21 protein-coding genes and 1 pseudogene are annotated in these 21781 nt (G+C 65.0%); 6 read left to right on the top strand and 16 right to left on the bottom strand.

The window, feature by feature from the left end; genetic code table 11:
- Nucleotides 1–110: 110 nt before the first annotated feature.
- The 3 genes and pseudogenes from VQ045_RS19105 to VQ045_RS19095 form a co-directional block, all read right to left on the bottom strand.
- Nucleotides 111–506, bottom strand: a pseudogene (locus tag VQ045_RS19105) (transposase); the annotation flags it as partial.
- Between the two features lie 73 nt (nucleotides 507–579).
- Nucleotides 580–1926, bottom strand: coding sequence for an aspartate aminotransferase family protein (locus tag VQ045_RS19100; RefSeq protein WP_331831248.1), 1347 nt, complete (start codon nucleotides 1924–1926; stop codon nucleotides 580–582).
- On the bottom strand, nucleotides 1923–2813 hold the full coding sequence (locus VQ045_RS19095; RefSeq protein ID WP_327648937.1) for a MurR/RpiR family transcriptional regulator: 891 nt from the start codon (nucleotides 2811–2813) through the stop codon (nucleotides 1923–1925). Before VQ045_RS19095 ends, VQ045_RS19100 begins: the two co-directional genes overlap by 4 nt.
- A gap of 98 nt (nucleotides 2814–2911) precedes the next feature.
- Here VQ045_RS19095 and VQ045_RS19090 point away from each other — a divergent pair, with 98 nt between their 5' ends.
- The gene (locus VQ045_RS19090; protein WP_331831247.1) at nucleotides 2912–3745 is read left to right on the top strand and encodes a 3-keto-5-aminohexanoate cleavage protein; all 834 of its coding nucleotides are present in this window, start codon (nucleotides 2912–2914) and stop codon (nucleotides 3743–3745) included.
- Nucleotides 3746–3946: 201 nt separating this feature from the next.
- Here the strand turns inward: VQ045_RS19090 and VQ045_RS19085 are convergent, their stop codons facing one another.
- The 5 genes from VQ045_RS19085 to VQ045_RS19065 form a co-directional block, all read right to left on the bottom strand.
- Nucleotides 3947–4645 (bottom strand): DsbA family oxidoreductase, encoded by a 699-nt coding sequence (locus VQ045_RS19085; RefSeq protein ID WP_331831246.1) that lies wholly within the window; start codon nucleotides 4643–4645, stop codon nucleotides 3947–3949.
- A 122-nt stretch (nucleotides 4646–4767) separates the two neighbouring features.
- Nucleotides 4768–5556 carry a sulfite exporter TauE/SafE family protein gene (locus VQ045_RS19080; RefSeq protein ID WP_331831245.1) on the bottom strand — a complete coding sequence of 263 codons (789 nt, stop codon included), beginning with the start codon at nucleotides 5554–5556 and terminating at the stop codon, nucleotides 4768–4770.
- Between the two features lie 80 nt (nucleotides 5557–5636).
- Complete coding sequence (locus VQ045_RS19075; protein ID WP_327622469.1) at nucleotides 5637–6017, bottom strand: rhodanese-like domain-containing protein; 381 nt, start codon at nucleotides 6015–6017, stop codon at nucleotides 5637–5639.
- Nucleotides 6017–6925: an MBL fold metallo-hydrolase gene (locus VQ045_RS19070; protein WP_331831244.1), complete on the bottom strand. Its 909-nt coding sequence runs from the start codon at nucleotides 6923–6925 to the stop codon at nucleotides 6017–6019. The genes VQ045_RS19075 and VQ045_RS19070 overlap by 1 nt, the downstream gene beginning before the upstream one ends.
- Nucleotides 6926–7112: 187 nt before the next feature.
- On the bottom strand, nucleotides 7113–7553 hold the full coding sequence (locus VQ045_RS19065; protein WP_331831243.1) for an ArsR/SmtB family transcription factor: 441 nt from the start codon (nucleotides 7551–7553) through the stop codon (nucleotides 7113–7115).
- 204 nt (nucleotides 7554–7757) lie between these two features.
- Here VQ045_RS19065 and VQ045_RS19060 point away from each other — a divergent pair, with 204 nt between their 5' ends.
- Genes VQ045_RS19060 through VQ045_RS19040 form a run of 5 tightly spaced genes read left to right on the top strand, consistent with a single transcriptional unit; the run spans nucleotide 7758 to nucleotide 13112 of the window.
- Nucleotides 7758–8654: a dihydrodipicolinate synthase family protein gene (locus VQ045_RS19060; protein ID WP_331831242.1), complete on the top strand. Its 897-nt coding sequence runs from the start codon at nucleotides 7758–7760 to the stop codon at nucleotides 8652–8654.
- Between the two features lie 12 nt (nucleotides 8655–8666).
- The gene (locus tag VQ045_RS19055) at nucleotides 8667–9923 is read left to right on the top strand and encodes an NAD(P)/FAD-dependent oxidoreductase (protein WP_331831241.1); all 1257 of its coding nucleotides are present in this window, start codon (nucleotides 8667–8669) and stop codon (nucleotides 9921–9923) included.
- A gap of 24 nt (nucleotides 9924–9947) precedes the next feature.
- Nucleotides 9948–10949, top strand: coding sequence for a 4-hydroxyproline epimerase (locus VQ045_RS19050; RefSeq protein WP_331831240.1), 1002 nt, complete (start codon nucleotides 9948–9950; stop codon nucleotides 10947–10949).
- Between the two features lie 23 nt (nucleotides 10950–10972).
- Complete coding sequence (locus VQ045_RS19045; protein WP_331831239.1) at nucleotides 10973–12079, top strand: cis-3-hydroxy-L-proline dehydratase; 1107 nt, start codon at nucleotides 10973–10975, stop codon at nucleotides 12077–12079.
- 4 nt (nucleotides 12080–12083) lie between these two features.
- Nucleotides 12084–13112 carry a trans-3-hydroxy-L-proline dehydratase gene (locus VQ045_RS19040; RefSeq protein ID WP_331831238.1) on the top strand — a complete coding sequence of 343 codons (1029 nt, stop codon included), beginning with the start codon at nucleotides 12084–12086 and terminating at the stop codon, nucleotides 13110–13112.
- A 15-nt stretch (nucleotides 13113–13127) separates the two neighbouring features.
- Here the strand turns inward: VQ045_RS19040 and VQ045_RS19035 are convergent, their stop codons facing one another.
- The 8 genes from VQ045_RS19035 to traA all read right to left on the bottom strand — a co-directional run bounded on the left by VQ045_RS19035 (nucleotide 13128) and on the right by traA (nucleotide 21621).
- The gene (locus VQ045_RS19035; protein WP_331831237.1) at nucleotides 13128–14288 is read right to left on the bottom strand and encodes an iron-containing alcohol dehydrogenase; all 1161 of its coding nucleotides are present in this window, start codon (nucleotides 14286–14288) and stop codon (nucleotides 13128–13130) included.
- A 127-nt stretch (nucleotides 14289–14415) separates the two neighbouring features.
- On the bottom strand, nucleotides 14416–15516 hold the full coding sequence (locus tag VQ045_RS19030) for an AbrB family transcriptional regulator (protein ID WP_331831236.1): 1101 nt from the start codon (nucleotides 15514–15516) through the stop codon (nucleotides 14416–14418).
- Between the two features lie 446 nt (nucleotides 15517–15962).
- Complete coding sequence (locus VQ045_RS19025; protein WP_331831235.1) at nucleotides 15963–17636, bottom strand: recombinase family protein; 1674 nt, start codon at nucleotides 17634–17636, stop codon at nucleotides 15963–15965.
- A 35-nt stretch (nucleotides 17637–17671) separates the two neighbouring features.
- Complete coding sequence (locus VQ045_RS19020) at nucleotides 17672–18037, bottom strand: type II toxin-antitoxin system VapC family toxin (RefSeq protein ID WP_331831234.1); 366 nt, start codon at nucleotides 18035–18037, stop codon at nucleotides 17672–17674.
- Nucleotides 18031–18246 carry a CopG family transcriptional regulator gene (locus VQ045_RS19015; protein WP_331831233.1) on the bottom strand — a complete coding sequence of 72 codons (216 nt, stop codon included), beginning with the start codon at nucleotides 18244–18246 and terminating at the stop codon, nucleotides 18031–18033. The genes VQ045_RS19020 and VQ045_RS19015 overlap by 7 nt, the downstream gene beginning before the upstream one ends.
- 96 nt (nucleotides 18247–18342) lie before the next feature.
- The gene (locus tag VQ045_RS19010) at nucleotides 18343–18582 is read right to left on the bottom strand and encodes a hypothetical protein (RefSeq protein ID WP_331831232.1); all 240 of its coding nucleotides are present in this window, start codon (nucleotides 18580–18582) and stop codon (nucleotides 18343–18345) included.
- On the bottom strand, nucleotides 18582–18788 hold the full coding sequence (locus VQ045_RS19005; RefSeq protein ID WP_331831231.1) for a helix-turn-helix transcriptional regulator: 207 nt from the start codon (nucleotides 18786–18788) through the stop codon (nucleotides 18582–18584). Before VQ045_RS19005 ends, VQ045_RS19010 begins: the two co-directional genes overlap by 1 nt.
- Before the next feature lie 130 nt (nucleotides 18789–18918).
- On the bottom strand, nucleotides 18919–21621 hold the full coding sequence (gene traA / locus VQ045_RS19000; protein ID WP_442879906.1) for a Ti-type conjugative transfer relaxase TraA: 2703 nt from the start codon (nucleotides 21619–21621) through the stop codon (nucleotides 18919–18921).
- Between the last annotated feature and the right edge of the window lie 160 nt (nucleotides 21622–21781).

The following is a 21781-nucleotide window of genomic DNA, read 5'->3' as shown; positions in this document are numbered from 1 at the left end:
GGTAGGCGGCGGCTTCGTCGTGGAAGTGGCGGTCTGAAAGGACGGACATCGATCTAACTCCTTGTGACTCCTATATAGTCGATCGATGTGGGTATGGCAAGTATAATATGCGGACTAAAGTCTCCTGAGCGCATCGCCTCACGAATGCGGTGCGACAGGAACCACGCCGATTTGAGCGTGATTTCCAGAACGCGGTGAAGATGGTTGGAACTGATGCCCTTCTTGCTGGAGGTCATCAAATGGATCGCCTGCAACCACTTGTGTAGCGGGATATGCGAGGACTCGAAGATGGTGCCGACGCGCACCGTGAACTGCTTGCGGCATTCGGCGCACTTGCGCAGGCCGTGGCGGACCTTGCCCGTTTTGCCCGTCACATCCTTGAGTTCGTAGATCTTGCCGACATTGCCGCAGTGAGGGCAATTCGGGCCTTCCGGCCACAACACGCTTTCGACATGGGCGAAGGCGGCGGCTTCATCGTGAAAGTAGGGACGGGACAGAACGGACATGGGTCTAACTCCTTGATGCTGTTATCGCATCAATGCCCGTGGTGTGTCAAGTATAATATCGCCAATATTCTCCTTACCGCGTAAGGTTGCCCGGCAGGCCTTCGAGAGCCGCATCGATGGCGTCGCCGAGGCGCTCGACGATCGTTGCTATCTGGGTTTCGTCGACAATGAACGGTGGCGCGAGGAGGACATGATCGCCCCGCACGCCATCGATCGTGCCGCCCATCGGATAGACCATCAGCCCACGCGCCATCGCCTCGCGCTTGATATGGGCGTGAAGCTTCAGCTTCGGGTCGAAGGGCTCCTTGGTCGAGCGGTCGCGGACCAGCTCGATGCCCTGGAACAGGCCACGCCCGCGGATGTCGCCGACGTGATGGTGATCGCCGAACCGCTCGACAAGACGCCGGTTCAGGCACACGCCCATGGCCACGACATTATCGAGGAGACCGTCGCGGCGGATGATGTCCTGAACGGCGAGGCCCGCGGCGGCGGCCATTGGATGGCCCATATAGGTATGGCCGTGCTGGAAGAAGCCGGAGCCCTTCGAAAAGGCCTCGAAGATCTGTGCCGATACAAGCACCGCGCCGGCCGGCTGGTAGCCACCGCCGAGACCCTTGGCGATGGTCATCAGGTCCGGCACGACGCCGTCCTGCTCGCAGGCGTGTAGCGTCCCGGTGCGGCCCATGCCGCACATGACCTCGTCGAGGATCAAAAGGACGCCGTAGCGGTCGCATATCTCGCGGATGCGCTTGAAATAATCGCCGACCGGCGGCACGGCCCCGGCGGTGGCGCCGACCACGGTCTCGGCGACGAAGGCGATGACCTCGTCGGCGCCGAGTTCCAGGATCTTGTCTTCGAGCTGCTGGGCGGAACGGGCGGCGTAGTCGGCGTCGCTCTCGCCGTCTTCGCGCAGACGGTATGCGTAGCAGGCGTCGATGTGGTGGGTTTCGATCAGAAGCGGGCGGAACTGCGCCCGACGCCACTCATTGCCGCCCGTCGCCAGGGCACCGAGCGTATTGCCATGGTAGCTCTGCTTGCGTGCGATGATATGGCGGCGCTTGGACTCGCCCTTCTCCACGAAATACTGGCGCGCCATCTTGAGCGCCGCCTCGACGGCTTCCGAGCCTCCGCTGACGAGATAGACGTGGTCGAGCCCGTCCGGCGCGTCCTCAACGAGGCGATCGGCCAAACGCTCGGCGACCTCGGTCGTGAAGAAACCGGTATGGGCGTAGGCGATCGTGTCGAGTTGCTCGTGCAGAGCGGCGATGACGTCAGGATGGCCATGGCCGAGGCAAGAGACGGCCGCGCCCCCCGAAGCATCGATGTAACTCTTGCCGTCGCGATCGAACAGCTCGATGCCTCGTCCCGCGACGGCGACGGGCATTACGGCATTGGCCGCACGGTGGAGAATGTGGCTCATGACGGTCTCTTCGCCTGCTTCGGCTTCAGGTGGATGTTGAGGGACGCAAGGTGTTCGTCGGTCCGACGCAGCCCCGCGAGAGCCGCGTCGTCGTCATGGCCTGCCATGATCGCGGCGAGGATTTCGGCGATCACGAAGGCCGGCGCCATGGTGTGGAAGAAGGACGGGCTGGACGTCGGCACGACCATCACGCAGGTCGCGGTCCGGGCAAGAGGGGCAACTTCGCTGTCGGTGATCGCGACGATTTTCACGCCACGCCGGGCGGCATGCTCGGCCAGTTCGACCGTCTGGCGCGTATAGGGCTGGACGCTCGTGACGAGAAGGACATCCTCCGCCGTGGCGGTGGCCAATGCGTCGGCGCCGGTGCCGGCGATCCCGTCGAGTTGGATCGAGCGCTCTCCGATCAGTGTCAGCACGTAATGAAAGTGCCAGGCGACCGCGTGACTGGAGCGCAAGCCGAGGCAGTAGACCCGACGTGCCGCGGCGAGCACCTTGGCGGCGGCGGCGATGCGTTCCAGATTGTCCGGCGACCGGAGCGCCTCGATCTGACGCCCGATGGACGTCAGCATCTCGGCCGCGAGAGCCTTGTCGCCCCGCAGCTTCTGGCCCGCGACCTGTGCCCCGGCCTTGCCGGCAAAGCCAAGGTTCCCGTCCCGTACGGCAGCGGCGTATTTCTCCCGGATGTCGTCGAACCCGTCCATACCCAGATGCTGGGCGAGGCGCGTCATGGTTGCGGGCTGGACGCCGGCTTGCCGGGCCTGCTCCCGCATCGACAGGAGGGCCACATCGCTGGGGTGGTCGAGCACGTATCGCGCCGCCGTCTGGAGTTGCGGCGACATCGCGCCGAACGCCTTGACGATCTCTTCGGTAAGAGGTCCCTGATCCATGGTTGTCAGTTGTACGCCGTAGCGACAATTATTGCAACAAGTGTTTCAATGATGATAAAAAAGATTCAAACAGGTCATCATCCAAGCGAGTAGCCCCAATGGAAGCCGTCTCTTTCCCGCAGCCCGTCGTCATCGCGGTCGCTCCCAATGGCGGACGTCGCATCAAGGCCGACCATCCGGCCATTCCTCTGACGCCGCGGGAACTGGCGCACACCGCAGCCGAATGCCTGGAGGCCGGCGCCGCGATGATCCACGCGCACGTACGAAAACCCGACGGGACACATCTCCTCGACGCCGGCGCCTATCGCGACGCCATCGCGGCTATTCACGGGGTTGTGGGCGATCGCATGGTGATTCAGATCACCAGCGAAGCGCTGGGGATCTATACGCCCGCCGAGCAGCGAAGCGTGGTGCGCGAGGTCAAGCCCGAGGCGGTATCGCTGGCGCTGCGCGAGCTCGTGCTCGACGACAGCGAGGAAGCGGCGTTCGCCGACTTGCTCGCCTGGATGAAGCGCGAAGGCGTCGCCCCCCAGATCATTCTCTACGCGCCGGAGGAGGCGGTGCGGCTCGACGCCATGTGGCGGCGAGGCCTCGTTCCCTTCGATCGCATTCCCGTCCTTTACGTGTTCGGCCGCTACACCGTCGGCCAGACGTCGACGCCGGCGGACCTTCTGCCGTTCCTGGCACCCGGAATGCCACGCTTCGCACACTGGAGCGTCTGTGCCTTCGGGCAGCATGAAACGGCCTGCGTGACGGCGGGGGCGCTCCTCGGAGGGCACGCGCGGGTCGGTTTTGAGAACAACCTGTTCCGGCCGGATGGCACTCTGGCGGACACAAACGCCGACCTGGTTTCGTCAGTGGCAGAGGCGGTTCGAGGCTGCGGCTTGACGGTTGCGGACGCGGACGATCTGCGCTGCTTCAGTGCAGATTAGACCGAGGCATTGAACCGAAGCGCCGGCGTCCGGATTGGAAGGTCCTGTTCACCTCCGGCTATGGCGGTGAGATCGTTGCCTCCGCGGGGGACGGTACCCTCAAGCCCTTACTGCAAAAACTCTACCGGGATGACGAACGCGCTCGCGCCGTCCGAAGCGCCATCGATCCATGGGCGGTGCCGGTCCCAGTCGGGCGGCGTCTCAGCACCAACTGGCTTCGTTGGCTGTCGTGTTGTGGAACAGTTCGTGGACATTCGCCTCGAGCAATCGGTAGCCGACATTGCCGAACAGCTTTTGCCGACCCTCGTTGAGCAGGAAGGTCGGGCTGCCCTCGGCGCCGTTCTTGCGGCTCATCTGATCGTCGGCGGCAAGCTGCGCCAGCGCTTCGGAGGATCGGATCTTGCGGTCGACGCTGCTGTAGTCGATGCCGAGACGATCGGCGATCTCCTCGTGGACCTGCCAGTCGGAAATATCCTTCGCAGACGCGAAGAAGGCGCGGCGCAGCTCCCAACTGGCGCGTGTGGAAAGCCGGTCGAGATAAGGCAGTTGTTCGGCCTCGCCGCCCGTCGCGTCGGCTTCGACCAGTTCGACAGCCTTGACGAACAGGTGGGCGCTTGCGGAGCTTCGCGGCCGGGTTTCGAGCCACAGGCGCTCGTGAACCTCGATGTGGGGAAACTTCCGCGCAACCTCGTTGATGTGCCGATTGAAGCCCTCAAAGCCGTCACGATGCTTCCAGCTTGTCTCGATCTTGCCCCAGGCGTCGGGAAAGACAGGGCAGAAATGCGCGTCGATCGCGAGGTCGGCGCCGAATTTCTCCACCAGTGCTTCGAGGCGGCGCTGAGCGGCATAGGCCCAGATGCACAGGATGTCGGAATAATACGATAGCCGGACCGGGACCATGAGAGCGCCTCTTCTTGCAAAGCATCTGGAAAATGGGCCGCCACCGAGGCGGCCCGCATCATCAGGCCGAAGCTCTGCGCCAAGCGGCGCGCAGACGAAGACGACGCCGGAGCCTCGCGACTCTAAGCCAGCCAGGTCATGGCGCTCTTGTAGAGCATATAGACGGCGACAACGAAGATCAGCCCGGCGAAGGCCATGTTCAGCGCGCCCTTCTTCGCCGCGAGCCCTCGCGCGGCGGTGGCGCCGACCAGGCCCCCGGCGATCCCCCCGCCGATGAAGACGAGGGCGAGCGTCCACAGCACGTAACCGGAAAAGGCGTAGCTCAAGGCGGTGGCCAGGCCGAAAGCGGCGACGGCGACCAGCGAGGAGCCGACCGCGTTGAGGATCGGCATGCCGGTGGACGCGATCAGCCCCGGGACGATCAGAAAACCACCGCCGATGCCGAAGAAACCCGAGAAGGCGCCGGTGACGGCCCCGAAGCCCAGCACTTTCGGCGCGTTCTCGCGGTTGCACTCGGCGCCGGCATCGCCCGTGCTGCCCCGGCGGCGGAACATCAAGACCCCGACGACGAGCATCAGGATGGCGAACAGAAACAGCAATTGCTGACCGTCGATGGCCTTGCCGACGGCCGCGCCGCCGAGCGCGCCGAGGACGCCGGCGCCGCTATAGAGCGCGGCGCAACGCCACTTCACATTGCCATGACGGGCGTGGCTGATGAGGTTCGCCGCGGCATTGGCGGCGACCGCCAGGGCGCTGGTGCCGATCGCCATATGCGCGCCGGGCACGCCGACGAGATAGACCAGAAGCGGCACCGCCAGGATCGAGCCGCCGCCGCCGAACAAGCCGAGGGTGAAGCCGACGAGCGAGCCTGAAAAGGCGCCGAGCAGATACTGGGAGAGGTCGAGGGCCATCGGGCAAGCTTTCGGCGGCAGTGGAGCGCCCACCAGCTCGGCAGGCGCTCCTGTTGGTTCTTGACGGACTCAGAGAGGTATCAGCGCGTCTCGACCGGCAGGCCGCATTCGCGCCAGCCTTTCAAGCCGCCCTCGATGCTCTTGGCGGTGTAGCCCATGTCGGTGAGCGTCTTCGCTGCCATGGCCGCGCGAGCGCCAGAAGCGCACAGCACATAGACCGGCTGGTTCTTGTCCAGCGCCGCGGTCAATCCGGCATCGGCGGTCTCGGCCGAGGGATCGGCGCGCGCTTCCAAAAACCCACGGGGAACGTGGACAGACCCGGCGACGCGGCCGGTCTGCGCGAGTTCTCCGGCCTCGCGCACATCCAGGATGACGGCGTCGGCGCCATGCGCGTCGCGCGGCGAGACAGAGCCTGCCGTCGCCATTGCGGCGGCGATGAAGTCTTTAATACCCATGGCCATCAATTGCCTCCTTGGAACCGGTTCGCGGGAATCTTGAAATAGTGGTTGCCGTCGTCTTCGGCGGGCGGCAGCCGGCCACCGCGCAAGTTCACCTGCAGGGCGTGGAGCATCCGATCGGGGAGGGGGAGTGTGCGATCCCGCTTCTCGCGCGTCTCGATGAACGCGCTCTCGGACGTCCCGTCCTTGACGTGGACGTTGCCGCGCTTGTGCTCGTCGACGGTGGCTTCCCAGGCCGGCCCGTCGCGCTCGTCCGAGCCATAGTCATGGCCGACAAACAGGCGCGTGTCGCCGGGAAGCGCCAGAATTGCCTGGATCGAGCCCCAGAGATCCTTGGCCGAACCGCCCGGAAAGTCCGCGCGCGACGAGCCCTTGTCGGGGTACATCAGCGTATCATGGACGAAAGCGGCGTCGGCGACGACATAGGTGATCGAGCCGAGTGTATGGCCTGGCGACAGCATCACCCGGACGTCCAGTTCGCCGATCTTGAAACTCGCTCCGTCGTCCCAGAGGACATCGAGGTCCCGCTCGGGATCGAAGCCGCCTGGCAAGTTGTAGAGGCCTTCCCAGAGCGAGGCGATTTCCTTGACCTTCGCCCCGATGGCGGTTGGCGCGCCGAGTTTCTCCTTCAGATAGGCCGAGGCCATCATGTGATCGGCATGCGGATGGGTGTCGAGTATCCACTCGACCTCCAGGCCTTCCCGTTTCACATGGGCGAGAATCTCGTCGGCGCTGTCGGTCGATGTCTGCGCCTCGCTCGGGTCGAAGTTCAACACGACGTCGATCAACGCCGCTTTTCGCGTGGTCGGGTCGGCGCAGACATACTGAATGGAGCCGGTATCTTCCTCATAGAAGCCCCAGATGTCGGGACTTCCCTTGCCGCGGGAGGGGCTGTGTCGCGTGAGCGTCATTGGCTATCTTTCCTTTCCAGATTCAGAATGGGCTGAAGCAGTCCGCGAAAAATCAGCGCGGAAGAATTTCTTGCGTTGATACGCATGGTGTCGTGAGCCGCAGCCGCACGCCCGACGATCGGGACGCGGCAGCCGAGCGAGCGTCCGGCGTCATTCCTCGCGGGGACGCTACCTTTTCCGGAGATCATCAAGACTTCGTCCGCGATCGCCGGGGGAGCGGCAGGGGCTTCACGGTAGCCGCCGATGTTTCCTTGATCTCGCCGCGATCGCGGCCCGCACAGCCTGGCTTGACGGAAGCATCCGGGCAGAAAGCCTTTTGCAAGGCTTCGATGACCAGCAAGATTTCGCTGCGAGCGATCTTGTAGTAGACGGTCGTCCCCACGCGGCGCGACTCGACCAGCCCATCGGCCCGCAGCCGCATGAGTTGCTGCGACATCCGCACCTGGTCGATCGCAAGCTCTTCGCGCAACTGGCTCACGGGCTTCTCCCCGTCGGCCAGTGCGCAGAGCACGAGCAACCGTTGCGGATGCGACAGGCTGCCCATCAGATCCGCCGCCTCTTCCGAAGCCTGAATCAAATCATCTACATTCATGATATGGAATTTAAGAAATTTGAATGTTGGATGCAACCCCCGGCGAGCCAAGAGCGCATGATATCCCGGTTTCGCCGAAATGGGTCTTGGCACAGTAGCGCCGGCGTCCTACGCATTCTTCGGTAGATCATCGACAAATACCAATCAGGACAATCACCAAGCTCATGGCAAATGCGGGTCTGTGTCGCTCCGCCGACCCACGCCCTATCCGACAAAAGCTGTTTAGACGGGAGAACGAGAATGTGGTGTGGAGTAATGCCGGCCGCGACCACGAAGTTCCGCGAGGACGGCGACCTCGACCCCGCCGAGAACGAGCGCTGCTTCGGCATCCAGATGGATGCCGGATGTGATGGCCTGATCGTCTGCGGGTCGCTCGGCGAAGGGCCGATGCTGACTCTGGCGGAGAAGCTCGAACTTCTGCGGATCGCCAAATCGGCCGCGAACGGCAAGCCGGTGCTGATGACGGTCGCCGCCGCTTCCACAGCCGAATCCTGCGATATCGCCAGGGCCGCCGCCAAGGCCGGCGCCGACGGGTTGATGATTGTCCCGAGCCTTGTCTATTTCACCGATCGCCGGGAGACGCTGGGCACGTTGCGGGCGGTGGTCCAGGCGGGAGATCTTCCGGCGATGATCTACTCCAATCGGGTTGCCTACAAGGTCGACGTGACGCCGGATATGATGGAAGACCTTGCGCCCGACGCGCGCTTCGTCGCGATCAAGGAATCCTGCGATGATATCCGCCGCACGACCGAAATCATCAATCGCCTCGGCGACCGCTACGACGTTTTCACCGGTGTCGACAATCTGGCCTTCGAGGCGCTGTCGGTCGGCGCGATCGGCTGGGTGGCGGGCCTGGTGGTCGCGTTTCCGCGCGAAACGGTCGCAATCTACCGGCTGGTGAAGGCGGGGCGCGCCAAAGAGGCGCTCAGCATCTATCGCTGGTTCCGACCGCTGCTCGATCTCGACGTGTCGCGCTACCTCGTTCAGAACATCAAACTCGCGGAAGTTCACGCCATCCAGTCGAACGACCGGGTCCGCGCGCCTCGTCAGCCGCTCCAAGGCGCCGAGCGTCAGCGGGTGGAGAAGGTGATCGCCGACGCTCTCGCGACCCGCCCGCAACTTCCATCTTTCGCCTGAGGTCGGTCTCGGATGAACCCGTCGCCAGATCACAGGGTCGACGTCGCCATTGTCGGTTCTGGCATTGTCGGAATTTCCATCGCCCATGCGCTCGTGCGGGACGGCCTGACGGTGACACTCGTCGATCGGGAAGGCGTCGCCTGCGGCGCGAGCCGCGGCAATGCCGGCGCATTGGCCTATTCGGACGTGCTGCCGCTGGCCTCGCCCGGCATCATGCGAAAGGCGCCCCGCTGGCTCCTCGACCCGGCCGGACCGCTGACGATCCGACCGGGTTACCTGTTGCCGATCGCCCCCTGGCTCTTCCGCTTCTGGCGGGCGAGTTTTCCCGCCGCGGCGGCACGCTCGATGGCGGCGCAGGTCGCGCTCATGACACTCGCCCGGAGCGAGATGCAGCGTCACGTCGCGGAGGCGTTGCTGTCGCATATGCTGGTCAGCGACGGCGCCCTCGAACTCTACGAAAGCGAGGCCGAACGGGATGCCGCGCGCCCGAATTGGGACGCGCGCGGCCGGGTAGGCATCCGCTTCGAGCATGTGGGCAGAGACGCGATCGACGAATTGCAGCCTGGGCTGGACCGCCGCTTTTCGCACGGGACCTTCCTGCCCGAGTGGCAGTCGGTCACCGACCCCTACGATTTTGCCGTGGCGTTCGCCGACAAGTTGCGGGAACGCGGCGTTTTATTTCGGACCGGCGAGGTGACGGCGGTCGAGCCGGGGGAGGACGGTGTCGTTCTGCGCTGTGTCAGCGGGGAAAAGATCCGCGCGCGGCAAGTGGTGATCGCGGCGGGGGCATGGTCGAAAAGCCTCGCGACCTCGGTCGGCGACAAGATCCCTCTCGATACCGAGCGGGGCTATAACACGACGTTGCCGTCCGGCGCGTTCGACCTTCAGCGCCATCTGACCTTCGGCGGCCACGGCTTCGTGGTGACCCGGCTCTCCTCCGGCATCCGCGTCGGCGGGGCGGTGGAGTTCGGCGGGCTGCACCTGCCGCCGAACATGCGCCGGGCCGACGTCATGCTGGCCAAGGCCAAGGCCTTCCTGCCGGCCCTCGATACGACGGGCGGAAAAAAATGGATGGGCTACCGGCCGTCGCTTCCCGATTCCCTGCCGGTGATCGGGCGCTCGCCGCGCGCCCCCGCTGTCTTCTACGCGTTCGGGCACGGCCATCTCGGTCTGACGCAATCGGCGGCGACGGGCCGCCTCATATCCGATCTCGTCGCTCGCCGCCCGACGGCGATTGATGTCGCGCCGTTCCGGCCCGACCGCTTCTAGCTGCAGATTTCCGGAGGTCTCTCGATGGCACGTCACACCTTCTTCTGCATAGACGGTCATACCTGCGGCAACCCGGTTCGGCTTGTCGCCGGCGGCGGGCCGGCGCTGGTCGGCAGCACCATGATCGAGAAGCGCGCCCACTTCCTGCGCGAATACGACTGGATTCGCACCGGCCTGATGTTCGAGCCGCGTGGTCACGACATGATGTCGGGTGCGATCCTCTATCCGCCGACGCGGCCGGATTGCGATACGGCGATCCTCTTCATCGAGACATCCGGATGTCTCGCCATGTGTGGCCACGGCACGATCGGCACGGTGACGATGGGCCTCGAAAACGGCCTGATCCGTCCGCGCGACCCGGGCGTGGTCCGGCTCGACACGCCGGCCGGGCTCGTCGTCGCGACCTATACCGAGGTGGATGGATATGTCGCCGAGGTTCGATTGACGAATGTCCCGGCGTTCCTCTTCCGCGAGGGACTGGAGGTGGAAAGCCCGCATCTCGGCCGGCTCACCGTCGACGTTGCCTATGGCGGCAATTTCTACGCGATCGTGGACAGCCAGGAAAATTTCGATGACATGGCGGCGTTCTCGGCCGGGCAGCTCGTGGAGATGTCCGGCGCGCTCCGCCAGGCCCTTAACGACGCCTACCCATTCGTCCATCCGGAAAAGCCGGAAATCAACGGTCTCAGCCATATTTTGTGGACCGGCAAGCCCACCCGGCCGGAGGCGACCGCCCGCAACGCCGTCTTCTACGGCGACAAGGCGATCGACCGCAGTCCCTGCGGCACCGGCACCTCGGCCCGGATGGCGCAATGGGTCGCAAAGGGCCGGCTGGAGCCGGGCGACGACTTCGTCCATGAAAGCATCATCGGCTCGCTGTTTCGCGGCCGCGTCGAGGATCGCGCGCGGGTCGGCGACCTGCCGGCGATCATCCCGTCGGTGGCCGGCTGGGCGAGGATGACCGGTCTCAACACCATCTTCATCGACGACCGCGATCCCTTTGCGACGGGATTCCAGGTCGTCTGAGTTCAGCGAATGAGAGGTTCCGCATGAAGATCACCGGCATCAAGGCGTGGCAGGTCGACCTTCCGTTGAAGGAGGGACGCTACACCTGGGCGAGCGGCCATTTCGTCGAGATATTCGACAGCACGGTCGTCGCGGTCGAAACGGATGCGGGCATCACCGGCTACGCCGAATGCTGCCCGCTCGGCTCGGCCTATCTGCCGGCCTTCGCCGCCGGTGTGCGCGCGGGGCTGGCCGAGCTCGTGCCGCAGATGCTGGGCCTCGATCCGACCGACCTTGGCGTCCTCAACGCCTATATGGATCGGGTTTTGCGTGGCCATCCCTACATCAAGGCGCCGCTCGACATCGCCTGCTGGGATATCCTCGGCAAGGTGTCCGGCCTGCCGGTTTGGAAGCTGCTGGGCGGCAAGGCGCAGGAGCGCGTCGCGCTGTATCGCGCCATCAGCCAGCGGGCCTCAGCGGAGATGGCGGCGAATATCGAGGGCTACCGGGCGGAAGGCTATCGCAAGTTCCAGCTCAAGGTCGGCGGCGACGCCGATGCGGACATTGCCCGCATTCGCGCGACCCGTTCGGTCCTTCAGGACGGGGAGGTTCTGGTCGCCGACGCCAATACCGGCTGGACCCGGGCCGAGGCGGCGCGTGTGGTGCTGGCGGTGCGAGACCTCGATGTGGTGATCGAACAGCCTTGCCCGACCTATGACGAGTGTCTGTCGGTGCGCCGGCGCACCCCGCTTCCCTTCGTCCTCGACGAGGTCATCGATAGCGTCGCGACGCTGCAGCGCGCCCTGGCCGACGACGCCATGGACATCGTCAATTTGAAGATATCGAAGGTCGGCGGCCTGACCAAGGCGCGGCTGATGCGCGACCTTTGCATTGCCAGCGGAACGCCGATGACGATCGAGGATACCTGGGGCGGCGACATCGTCACGGCCACCATTGCCCATCTGGCGCAGTCGACGCCCGCCGAATTCACCTTCTCGGCGACCGACTTCAACTCCTACGGTACCGTCTCGATCGCTGACGGGGCGCCGATACGGGAGAATGGGACCATGCGCGCGTCGGACGAGCCGGGCCTTGGCGTGACCCCGCGCTGGGACGTGCTGGGCGAGCCCTGTCTGAACGTCGGGCGCTAGACGCATGCGCAGCTCCAAACTCGTCCATATCGTCGGCTGCCACGCGGAAGGCGAGGTCGGCGATGTCATCGTCGGCGGCGTGGCGCCGCCGCCGGGCAACACGCTCTGGGAGCAATCCCGCTACATCGCCGCCGATGGCGAATTGCGCAACTTCGTCCTCAACGAGCCGAGGGGCGGCGTCTTCCGCCATGTCAATCTGCTGGTGCCGCCGAAGCACCCCGAGGCCGCGATGGGTTTCATCATCATGGAGCCGGCCGATACGCCGCCGATGTCGGGGAGTAACGCGATCTGCGTTGCCACAGTTCTTCTCGACAGCGGGATCGTGCCGATGCGCGAACCCGTCACCCGCTTCCGGCTGGAAGCGCCGGGCGGGCTGGTGGAGATCGCCGCTGATTGCAAGGATGGCAAGGCGGAGCGCATCACGGTCACCAACGTGCCGTCTTTCGCCTGCCGCCTCGGCGTCGAGCTTGAGGTCGAGGGGCTGGGCACGTTGACCGTCGATACGGCCTATGGCGGCGACAGCTTCGTTCTCGTCGACGCCGCCGAGGCCGGCCTCGAGATCAGCCCGGCGAACGCGGCGGCGCTGGCCGACGCGGGCATGAGGATCACCCGCGCCGCCAACGAGCAGCTTGGCTTCCGGCATCCCCAGAACGGAGAGTGGGACCACATCTCCTTCTGCCAGTTCACCGAACCGGTGACGCGGGAGAACGGCATCCTCACGGGGCGCAACACGGTGGCGATCCGCCCCGGCAAGCTCGACCGATCGCCGACCGGAACCGGCTGTTCCGCTCGCATGGCGGTGCTCAACGCGCGTGGCGCGATGCAGGAGGGAGACGCCTTTGTCGGGGAGTCGGTCACCGGATCGCAATTCCATTGCCGCATCGAGAGCCTGACGATGGTGGGTGAACGGCCGGCCATCGTTCCGTCGATCGCCGGGCGGGCCTGGATCACCGGAACGACGCAACTGATGCTCGACCCGTCCGATCCGTGGCCCGGCGGATATCGGTTGTCCGACACCTGGCCCGGCGGCTGACGAACCGCCGTCGCCTTACCAGGCCGACCGGTAGATCGACAGCGCGTCGGCTTCCAAGACCTCGCGGGGATTGTTGACCAAGAGGCGCTGCTGCTTCATCGCGTCGGCCGCCATCTTGGCGAGGTGTTCCTCGCCGATCCCGACATCGCGCAGCCGCGGCGGCAGGCCGAGGCGCTTCGACAGCGCGGCGAGTTCCTCCACGAAGGCGGCGCAGCGGCCTTGCGTGCTTTCCTCGCGTTCCAGAGTCGGAAAGGCGTCCGCCGCGATCTCGGCGTAAAGATGCGCCGCGTCCGGGGCGTTGAAGCGCAAAACATGCGGCAGCACCAGCGCATTCGACAGGCCGTGCGGGATGTGGAAGGTCCCGCCGATCGGGTAGGCGAGGGCATGGACGGCGGCGACCGGCGAATTGGCGAAGGCCTGGCCGGCGAGCATCGAGCCGAGCAGCATGGCGCCGCGCGCCGCGACATTGGCCGGTTCGGCGATCACCGCTTCGATATTCGCGCCGAGCAAACGCAAGGCTTCGCGCGCCAGCATCTTCGACAACGGGTTGTTGTTGGCGTTCTTCGACGCATAGGCCTCGATCGCGTGGACCATGGCGTCGACGCCGGTGGCGGCGGTGATCGCCGGCGGCAGGCCGAGGGTCAGTTCGGCGTCGAGCACCGCGATGTCCGGCAGGATCAGCGCCGAGGAAACGCCGCGCTTTTCCTCCTCGCCGACGGTGATGATCGAGACCGGGGTGACCTCCGAGCCGGTGCCTGCGGTGGTCGGCACCAGCACCAGCGGCAGCCTCGGGCCCTTGGCGTTGCCGACGCCCCAGGCGTCGTCGAGGTCCTCGCCGGAGCCGGCGATGAGCGCGACGAGCTTGGCGACGTCGAGGGACGAGCCGCCGCCGAAGCCGAGGATTCCGGTTGCCTCCGTCGATCGGGCGGCGTCGGTCGCTGCCTCCAGAATCGACAGCTTGGGATCGGCCGCGACATCGTCGAAGATTGTGACGGCAGCGCCGGACTCGGCCAGCGAGGCGATCGCCGGGTCGCACAGGCCGAGCGCGCGAAGGCCCGGGTCGGTGACCAGCAACACGCGCGCGCCAAGCGTTTTCGCCGCGATTGGCCCGAGCCGCCTGGCCGCGCCCGGCTCGAACACGATCGACGGCGTGGTGTTGAAGAGGAAGGGCGTCATGGCGAGATCTTTCCCGTTATCGTCTCGTTGTCGAATCGTAGCCGCCAGTCTGGCGCGGAACGAGCCGTTCGCCCAGCCATGCGCACCGGTGCTCCCTTTTGCAGCGCGTGCGGGATGAGCCTTGCCGTCAGCTCGGGCCGCGAAATTTGTCAACCAGGCGGAACACCAGACCCGCCGTGGTCATCACCAGGAAAACCCTGGTGACGTGATGGGTCGCGACAAAAGCCACCTCGACATGGAGGGCCAGCGCGATCAGGCTCGTTTCGGTCAGGCCGCCGGGGGAATAGGCCAGCAGCAGGTCGAGGACCGGCAAACCGATCAGCCGGTTCAATCCCAGCGAAAAGCCGAGCGTGATCGACAGCAAGATGGCGGTCGATCCCAGTGCGAGCCCAAGAATCCGCGCGAGTTCGGTCAGCCGGGTTCCGGCAAACCGGCAGCCGAGGGCGGTGCCGAGCACCAACTGCGCGGCCGCCACCAGCTCGTAGGGCGGGCGGAACTCCGTGATCCCGGTCAAATGCACCGCGCCGCTGACCAGCATCGGCCCCATCAGATAGGGCGCGGGCAGTCGCAGTATTCGTCCCAGGACGATCCCGACGAGCCCGGTCACAACCAGCCATGCTTCCACCGTCCATGGCGCGTCGAAGATGGACAGCCCGGTCGTCGGTCGTGTGATCACCTGTTCGCCGGTCACTACGTCGAGGACGAACGGCAGCGAGAAGACGATCAGCATGATGCGGCTGGAATGGATCAGGGCGATGATCCGCGGATCGCCGCCCTTGGCTTGGCCGAGCGTCACCATCTCGATCAGGCCGCCGGGCATGCCGGCGAAATAGGCGGTCGACAGATCGAAACCGGCGACGCGGTAGAAATAGGTCACGCAGGCCGCCGCCGCGACGAAGAGGAAGACCATCAGGCCGAGGAGGCTCGGCAGCCAATCCGCTATCCCGGTCACCATACCCGGCGTAAAGCCTGCTCCCAGCAGCACCCCGACGAGCATGGTCATGGGAGGTCGCAGGATTGTGGGCGCGGTAACCGGCATTCGCAGGAGCGAGGCGAGGAGGCACGCTGCCAGCGGCCCGAGCATCCAGGGCAGCGGCAGCGACAGACGCAGGAAGACGACGGCGCCGAGAAGCCCGATCCCGAGCGCCAGCGCGAAGCGCGCATAGGCAAAGCGCTTCGGAGCGAGAGGCTCCAGGGCTTTGGCCAGCCGATCGCGTATCGCGCTCATCGACATCCGTTCGCGGAAGTGCCGCGGTCGGGCGGGCCAAAGCCGTCGCCGGCATGCGGTGTCCGGCGGCGTGCGGTTCTCTTCATCGTGCGGAATACGGTCATATCGGACAAGGTACGAGGAACGATCTCGCCGTCGGGGCAAGACAGGAAGGAGGAAGTGGACGCCAATCCGTCCCATCGGAACGAACTGCCGCTCGCGGCGGAACGATGTAGTCCTAAACCATGCTTACGGCCGGCGGAACCGGGTACCGATGTCGTGTGCCGCTCCGGCGGGCCATCTGCACCGTGACCTCCTGCACCGGGTCGCAGGTTTCAGGTCGAACGCTCGTCGCGCTTGTGCGTCCTCGTCGATGATCATGGCGTCGGATTTCTGCTGGCAGCGGGCAACCTTGCGCGCTTGCTAAGGTGCGCGCGAACGCAAAAAGGCGCCCCGGAGGACGCCTTTTAAATCACTGAGAATGCGTTTGTTTTTTGGTTGCGGGGGCTGGCTTCAACCGCTGTCATAAAAGGGATGCCCGGCGGCTTTCCTTCCTCGGCCTTGGCAACGCCAAGGATACCCATCAACTCGCCGCGTAGCTCGGCATGGACCTCGCCCCGCTTCTCTCCGGGGGTAACGATCACCTCGCCAATCAATGAGCGCAGCGCCTCCGCGGCCTGCCTGCCCCCATCGGGATCGTTCAGGGCTTCGGCGAAGCGCGCGACGTTGCGGCGGTAGTTCGACGCGATATTGGGATGAACATCCGGCACATCGGCAGGGGCTTCCGCCATGCGGGCGGTGATCTCGGTCTTCTGCCGTTCCAATTCGTCCATCCGCGCCTTCATCGACGGTTGATACATACCGTCCTCAACGGCCGAGATGATCCCGGCAATGGCGCGCCCGATCTTCGCCAACGCGCGGCGGTCGGTTTCGTGCTGGGCACGGCGCTGATGGTTCAGCCGGTTGGTTTCCTCGACATAGGCACGCACGGCCTCCTCGACCGCCTCGGCCGAAACCAGCCTGTCCTGCAACCCGGCCAGCACCCGCGCCTCCAGCTTCTTGCGCAAGATGGTGCGGTTGTTGGTGCAGGTGCCGCGCCGTTGATGATTCAGGCAACCGAGCCGGTCGGAGAGAATAATGCCAATCTTCCCGCTGCAGCAACTGCAAGTCAGAAGGCCGGAAAGGAGAGAAACAGGCCGGTTCGCCAGGTGCAGACGCTTTGCCCTGCCCTCGCGCGTGTTAGCCGGGTTCGGCCCGAAAATTTCGGCAATCTGCTTTTGCCGCTCGCGCACTGCGTTCCAAAGTGCATCATCTACGATCCGAAGATGCGGAACCTCGGCCCTGATCCATTCAGATTCTGGGTTCGGTCGCGAGACACGCTTGCCTGTGCTTGGGTCTTTGACAAAGCGCTGGCGGTTCCAGACAAGAACGCCCGCATAAAGCTCGTTGTTGACGATGCCGGTGCCGCGTGTGCGGTGACCCCGAATGCTGGTATCGCCCCATGCCCGTCCGAGCGGGCCTGGAATGTCCTCCTTGTTCAGGTCAACGGCAATGGCCTTCGGGGGTTTGCCCGCTGCAAACTCGCGCAAGACGCGCCGCACGATCTCCGCTTCTTCCGGGACGATCTCGCGGTCGCCCCGGACCGGCTCGCCGTTTGCGTCGAGCTTCTTCACCACCCTGTAGCCATAGCAGAGGCCGCCGCCCGCCTTGCCCTTCTCGACCCGCCCGCGCAGTCCGCGATGGGTCTTCATGGCGAGGTCTTTCAGAAACAGGGCGTTCATCGTGCCTTTCAGGCCGACATGAAGCTCGCTGATGTCGCCTTCGGCCAGCGTCACGATGATGACGCCCGCGAACTTCAACTGCTTGTAGAGCGTGGCGACATCAGCCTGATCGCGGCTGATCCGATCCAGTGCCTCGGCCAGCAGGATGTTGAACTCGCCGTGCTGCGCATCGCGCATGAGCCTCTGGATGCCCGGTCGCAGGATCGTGCTCGATCCCGATATGGCCGCATCCTCGTAGTAGCCGACAATTTCCCATCGCTCCCGCTGCGCATGTTCCCGACACAGGCGAAACTGGTCCTCGATGGACGCCTTGCTCTGGTTGTCGGATGAATAGCGGGCGTAAAGGGCTGCGCGGGACATGGTGGCCTCCTGTGGTTCGGGCTGGGCGCGTTCCCCTACAGGGTATAGGGTTCGCGCACCCCCGGATCGTCGGATGAAAAATCCTTGGTGTTACGGGTCACAAGCAGGCGTCCGGCAGTCTGCGCTGTGGCCCAGATCACCGCGTCGGGTAGCTTGATGCGATGCGCACGCCGCAATTCCACCGCGCGGTTGGCAATCTCATCGTCCAGGGCGATGACATTGAAACCCTCGAGAAAGCGCTGGGTCGGTTCGACCAGATCGGCGTTCGCCCCCACCATGACCTCCATCCAAGTGATGATACTGATGGCCCGGTTTTCAAAGCGCTCGATTTCCTCACGGGCCTGCGGGATCGCGTTCAGGTGGTCGATGAGGATATTGGTATCGAAAAGCGCGCCTACCATTCGCTACGCGCCTTTTCCTGATAGGCCAGACCATCGACGTTGCGCTTGCCCCACAGGCCGAAGCCGTCCTCGACCTGTTCGCGGTGATGGCGACCAAGATAATCGTCTATCGCCGCCCGGATAAGTGCGGCACGGGATTGGCGCACCCGCTTGGCAAGGCTATCGAGGGCTTCGATCTGCGCATCATTCATATCGACAAGGGCTCGCATCGCACTCTCCATTGATATACCTCATGCATATCATGTGTTGCGGTGCAGGGGAAGGGAATAGGCCGCCTCGGTGCGTATATCATTGCGACGGTCCGTTCATGCCTTGTCGTCTCCGCCATCGTCGCCCGCGTCGGGCGGCGAATTGTCATTGGCGGCACGCATGGCTTTCTCGTAGTCCTCGCGCGCCATCCGCCTGCCGATCAGCCGAGCGATCGATAGCACCACCGTGTCCAGCCGCTCGAGAGCTTCGGCATCGCCCTCCGTATCCTGACCGGCCGGCGCGCGATTGTCGTTTGCCGGTCTCTCTCTACCGAAGCGCCGCTCGTCATCGGCCATCACCGGCCTCCTGCTCCCGGCCTCCACGATACGGGATCGGCAACCCAGCGATCAATATCGGACTCCCGCCAACCGGCTCCGTTGATGCTGATTCTGATCTGGGAGGGGAAAGTACTCTCAGCGATCTTTCGATAGATGGTAGAACGGGATAGGCCCGTCCGGGCGAGGACGGTGTTAAGGCGGACGATACGGTCTGATGCGGGCATGGATGCGATGCCTCCGGCTGGCGGTTTCTGACGGCTCTTTGTCCAATCAGGTCATGCCCTTGCTGGGGCGCAAGAGGGTTCGGGTAACCGTCGCGGCGCCGGATGGAAACGGCGGCACATAGGACGGTTCTCATATCCCGATCCCCCTTCCTCTCCCGAGGTCGAGACCGTGAGAGAGGGCGAGGGCCGCACCGAGTCGGCGGCCAGCCTCCACGTCGATGCCGAGCGCGGCCTTGCGGTTGGCGAGCAGGGATTCCAGTTGCGGATCGCGTTCGAGGCTCTTGGCCATGTCGCCCATTGCCGACCGGGTGGCTTTGTAGCCCGCCATGTCGCCCGCCTGGTATTGATGCTGGCTGGCGCGGTCGAGCTTCTGCCAGCGCTCGACAAAGCGGTCGGCGCGGCGGCTGGGATCGGTGCGGATTTCGGTTTCGAGCTGGAGCGCCCGGATGGCGCGGTTGACCCTGCCTGCACCTGCCTCTCGGGCGAGGCCCGGCTCTTTCACGTAGGCTGCTTCCGCATCCCGCCAGCCATGAGGCCGCACGCCCTCGAAGGCCTTGCGGGCGTCCGTCAGTTCGCGCACCTGCGTAGGACTGCCTCTGCCGCCCGCATCTTCGGCGCCGAATATCGCGTCCACCGCGCGGGCATGACGGACGAGCGCCCGCGTGCGAGCCTTGCGCAGCGCCGCCTCCGGGTCCGCCGCCACGCCTCTTTCCTGCGTATCCGGCGTTCGCCGGACCTTTGCCGCAGCGCTTTCCCGTATCGGCCCCTGCGCTTCGCCAGCGCCCGGCGACGGCGCTGCCCGTTCCGGCCCCTGTCCGCCATCGGCGGGCAAGCGCATACCGTCGAACATGCCACGCACCTTTTCCGGCACGACCTGACGCACGATCTCGGCAACACGGGCGCGGAAGGTGATGCCGCGCCGTTCGGCGTAATTCCGCGCCGGGTCGATCTGCTCGTAGTCGGATGCCATGTCCTTGGCCCGGTCGCGCGACAGGGTGCGGACAAGTTTGTCCTGGCTGGCAAAATCGTCGCGGCCGTAATGCAGCTCCATGCCGTCGCGGTGCCGGGACAGTGCTACATAGCTGCCGTGGGCGTCCATACCCGGTGTCGCCAGCAAATGCGTCCGATCCACCGTCATGCCCTGCGCCTTGTGGATGGTCGCGGCATAGCCGTGGTCGATGCGGTCGTAATCCTTGAGGTCGAATGAGATACTGCGTCCGTCATCGGCGTGCACGGACATGCTCTGCGCGCTGACCTCTTCGATGGTCCCGAGCGTGCCATTCTTCACGCCAAGGCCGCGTTCGTTCTGCAGGAACATGATGCGGTCTCCACGGGCGAAGCTGCGCGCGCCACGTTCGACGGCGACGCGCACATCCTCACCCAGATCGCCCGCGTCCCGCATTCGCTCCCGCGCACCGTCATTGAGGGCGCGCACCTCGGCATTGGTATGGGTGAGGATCATGCGGCTGCGATCTGGTTCGGCCTGCCGGTCGCGGTCCCAGCGGTCGATCAGATCGTCGCGCGCCTGTTCCCGCGTTTGGGCTTCATGCACCATGTCATGACTGTCATAGGCATGGATCGCATTGCCGGTTCTGCCGGTCGCCAGATCGCGCGTGGCGTCGCGCTGCCAGTCCTCGCGCTGGCGGCGCACCTCGCCGATCTCCGCGCCGCCGTGGCGTTCGTGGATCGAGCGGAACGCTGCGCCCGCTTCGATCGATTGCAATTGCCGCGGATCGCCGACCAGGACGATCTTCGCGCCGGCGTCGGCGGCATGGGACAGCACGCGCTCCATCTGGCGCGTGCCGACCATGCCGGCCTCATCGATCACCAGCACGTCACCGCTGGTGAGCAGATCGCGGCCGTTCCGCCAGCCATGTTCCATGCTGGCGATGGTGCGCGATGCGATGCCCGATCCGCTCTGGAGGGCTTCCGCCGCGATGCCGGACAGAGCGATGCCGCGAACGTCATAGCCCGATGCCTCCCAGGCTTCCCGCGCGACGCCCAGCATCGCGCTCTTTCCCGTCCCGGCATGGCCGATAACGATACCGAGATCGCGCCCGTCGGTGATATGGGCCAGCGCACCGGCCTGTTCGTCGGAGAGGACAAGGCCGCGCTGTTCGGCATGCGCCAGTGCGGCCACTGTGTACCTGTCATCGACCTCATGACGTTCGGCCCCGGCCATGAGTTCGGCGGCACGGTGCAGGCGCTGTTCGGCTTCGATCATGTCGCGGGTGGTGAACCGGTCCTCGCCGCGTCGGTCCTTGCCCAGTTCGACCAGATCGGGGGCGTTTCCTATGGCAAGTGTCACCGCATTGAACTGATCGATGCCGTCGCTGTGCCGATGCGCGAACCGCGCCATCTCGCGCCGCGTGAAGGTCGATTGCTGATGCGTGATCGCATCCAATGCGAGGGATGGATCGGCGATGATGCGTTGGCCATTGTCGCGGGCGATCTGCCGGTGCATCTCGGCCCGATCCGCAACGGTGGCGGCCGCCTCGATCCCTTCGCCTTTGACACGACGTGTCTCGACACGATGTGTCTCGATGCGCTGCGCGGGTGCGCCGATCTGGCTTTGCGGCTCAAGCCCGATGCCCTGCGCTTCAAGGCTGCGATGATCGATGCGTGCGTCGATATCGAGTTCGACCAACCGTTCATTGGCGAGTTCCGCCCAACGCTCCCGCCAGCGCTCGACCATCTGGGTAGCATTCCAGTCGCGGACCTTCTGGCCGAAACCGTCCTCATCCACCGAGCGCATGGTGAGCATGACATGGGCATGGGGTTTTGGCGTGCCGTCCTCGCCGATATCCCAATGCACATTGAGGTCGGCGATCATGCCCTGGTCGACGAATTCCGATTGCGCGAAGTCGCGGGCGAGCTCGATGGGGGATGTCCCGAAGTTTGTTGAACTTCGTTGAGCGGCGATGCCGGGTTGAACGTTACGCGGCCCTCGATGCAGGGGCAATGAACTTTTCGGCATTTTGGCGCTGATGGGC

This window comes from Aurantimonas sp. E1-2-R+4, assembly GCF_036549515.1.
GTDB classification, from domain to species: domain Bacteria; phylum Pseudomonadota; class Alphaproteobacteria; order Rhizobiales; family Rhizobiaceae; genus Aurantimonas; species Aurantimonas coralicida_A.
The sequence above is the reverse complement of the archived record's forward strand: the minus strand, read 5'-3'. Positions and strand labels throughout refer to the sequence as shown.

Bases quoted from the DNA above. Each gene is read 5' to 3' on its own strand.
- VQ045_RS19005 (WP_331831231.1), bottom strand. From the start codon at position 18,788: ATGCCCGCATCAGACCGTATCGTCCGCCTTAACACCGTCCTCGCCCGG.
- VQ045_RS19060 (WP_331831242.1), top strand. From the start codon at position 7,758: ATGTGGTGTGGAGTAATGCCGGCCGCGACCACGAAGTTCCGCGAGGAC.
- VQ045_RS19100 (WP_331831248.1), bottom strand. From the start codon at position 1,926: ATGAGCCACATTCTCCACCGTGCGGCCAATGCCGTAATGCCCGTCGCC.
- VQ045_RS19080 (WP_331831245.1), bottom strand. From the start codon at position 5,556: ATGGCCCTCGACCTCTCCCAGTATCTGCTCGGCGCCTTTTCAGGCTCG.
- VQ045_RS19095 (WP_327648937.1), bottom strand. From the start codon at position 2,813: ATGGATCAGGGACCTCTTACCGAAGAGATCGTCAAGGCGTTCGGCGCG.
- traA (WP_442879906.1), bottom strand. From the start codon at position 21,621: ATGATCGCCGACCTCAATGTGCATTGGGATATCGGCGAGGACGGCACG.
- VQ045_RS19035 (WP_331831237.1), bottom strand. From the start codon at position 14,288: ATGACGCCCTTCCTCTTCAACACCACGCCGTCGATCGTGTTCGAGCCG.
- VQ045_RS19090 (WP_331831247.1), top strand. From the start codon at position 2,912: ATGGAAGCCGTCTCTTTCCCGCAGCCCGTCGTCATCGCGGTCGCTCCC.
- VQ045_RS19085 (WP_331831246.1), bottom strand. From the start codon at position 4,645: ATGGTCCCGGTCCGGCTATCGTATTATTCCGACATCCTGTGCATCTGG.
- VQ045_RS19040 (WP_331831238.1), top strand. From the start codon at position 12,084: ATGCGCAGCTCCAAACTCGTCCATATCGTCGGCTGCCACGCGGAAGGC.
- VQ045_RS19070 (WP_331831244.1), bottom strand. From the start codon at position 6,925: ATGACGCTCACGCGACACAGCCCCTCCCGCGGCAAGGGAAGTCCCGAC.
- VQ045_RS19010 (WP_331831232.1), bottom strand. From the start codon at position 18,582: ATGGCCGATGACGAGCGGCGCTTCGGTAGAGAGAGACCGGCAAACGAC.
- VQ045_RS19025 (WP_331831235.1), bottom strand. From the start codon at position 17,636: ATGTCCCGCGCAGCCCTTTACGCCCGCTATTCATCCGACAACCAGAGC.
- VQ045_RS19045 (WP_331831239.1), top strand. From the start codon at position 10,973: ATGAAGATCACCGGCATCAAGGCGTGGCAGGTCGACCTTCCGTTGAAG.
- VQ045_RS19050 (WP_331831240.1), top strand. From the start codon at position 9,948: ATGGCACGTCACACCTTCTTCTGCATAGACGGTCATACCTGCGGCAAC.
- VQ045_RS19015 (WP_331831233.1), bottom strand. From the start codon at position 18,246: ATGCGAGCCCTTGTCGATATGAATGATGCGCAGATCGAAGCCCTCGAT.
- VQ045_RS19020 (WP_331831234.1), bottom strand. From the start codon at position 18,037: ATGGTAGGCGCGCTTTTCGATACCAATATCCTCATCGACCACCTGAAC.
- VQ045_RS19030 (WP_331831236.1), bottom strand. From the start codon at position 15,516: ATGAGCGCGATACGCGATCGGCTGGCCAAAGCCCTGGAGCCTCTCGCT.
- VQ045_RS19055 (WP_331831241.1), top strand. From the start codon at position 8,667: ATGAACCCGTCGCCAGATCACAGGGTCGACGTCGCCATTGTCGGTTCT.
- VQ045_RS19075 (WP_327622469.1), bottom strand. From the start codon at position 6,017: ATGGCCATGGGTATTAAAGACTTCATCGCCGCCGCAATGGCGACGGCA.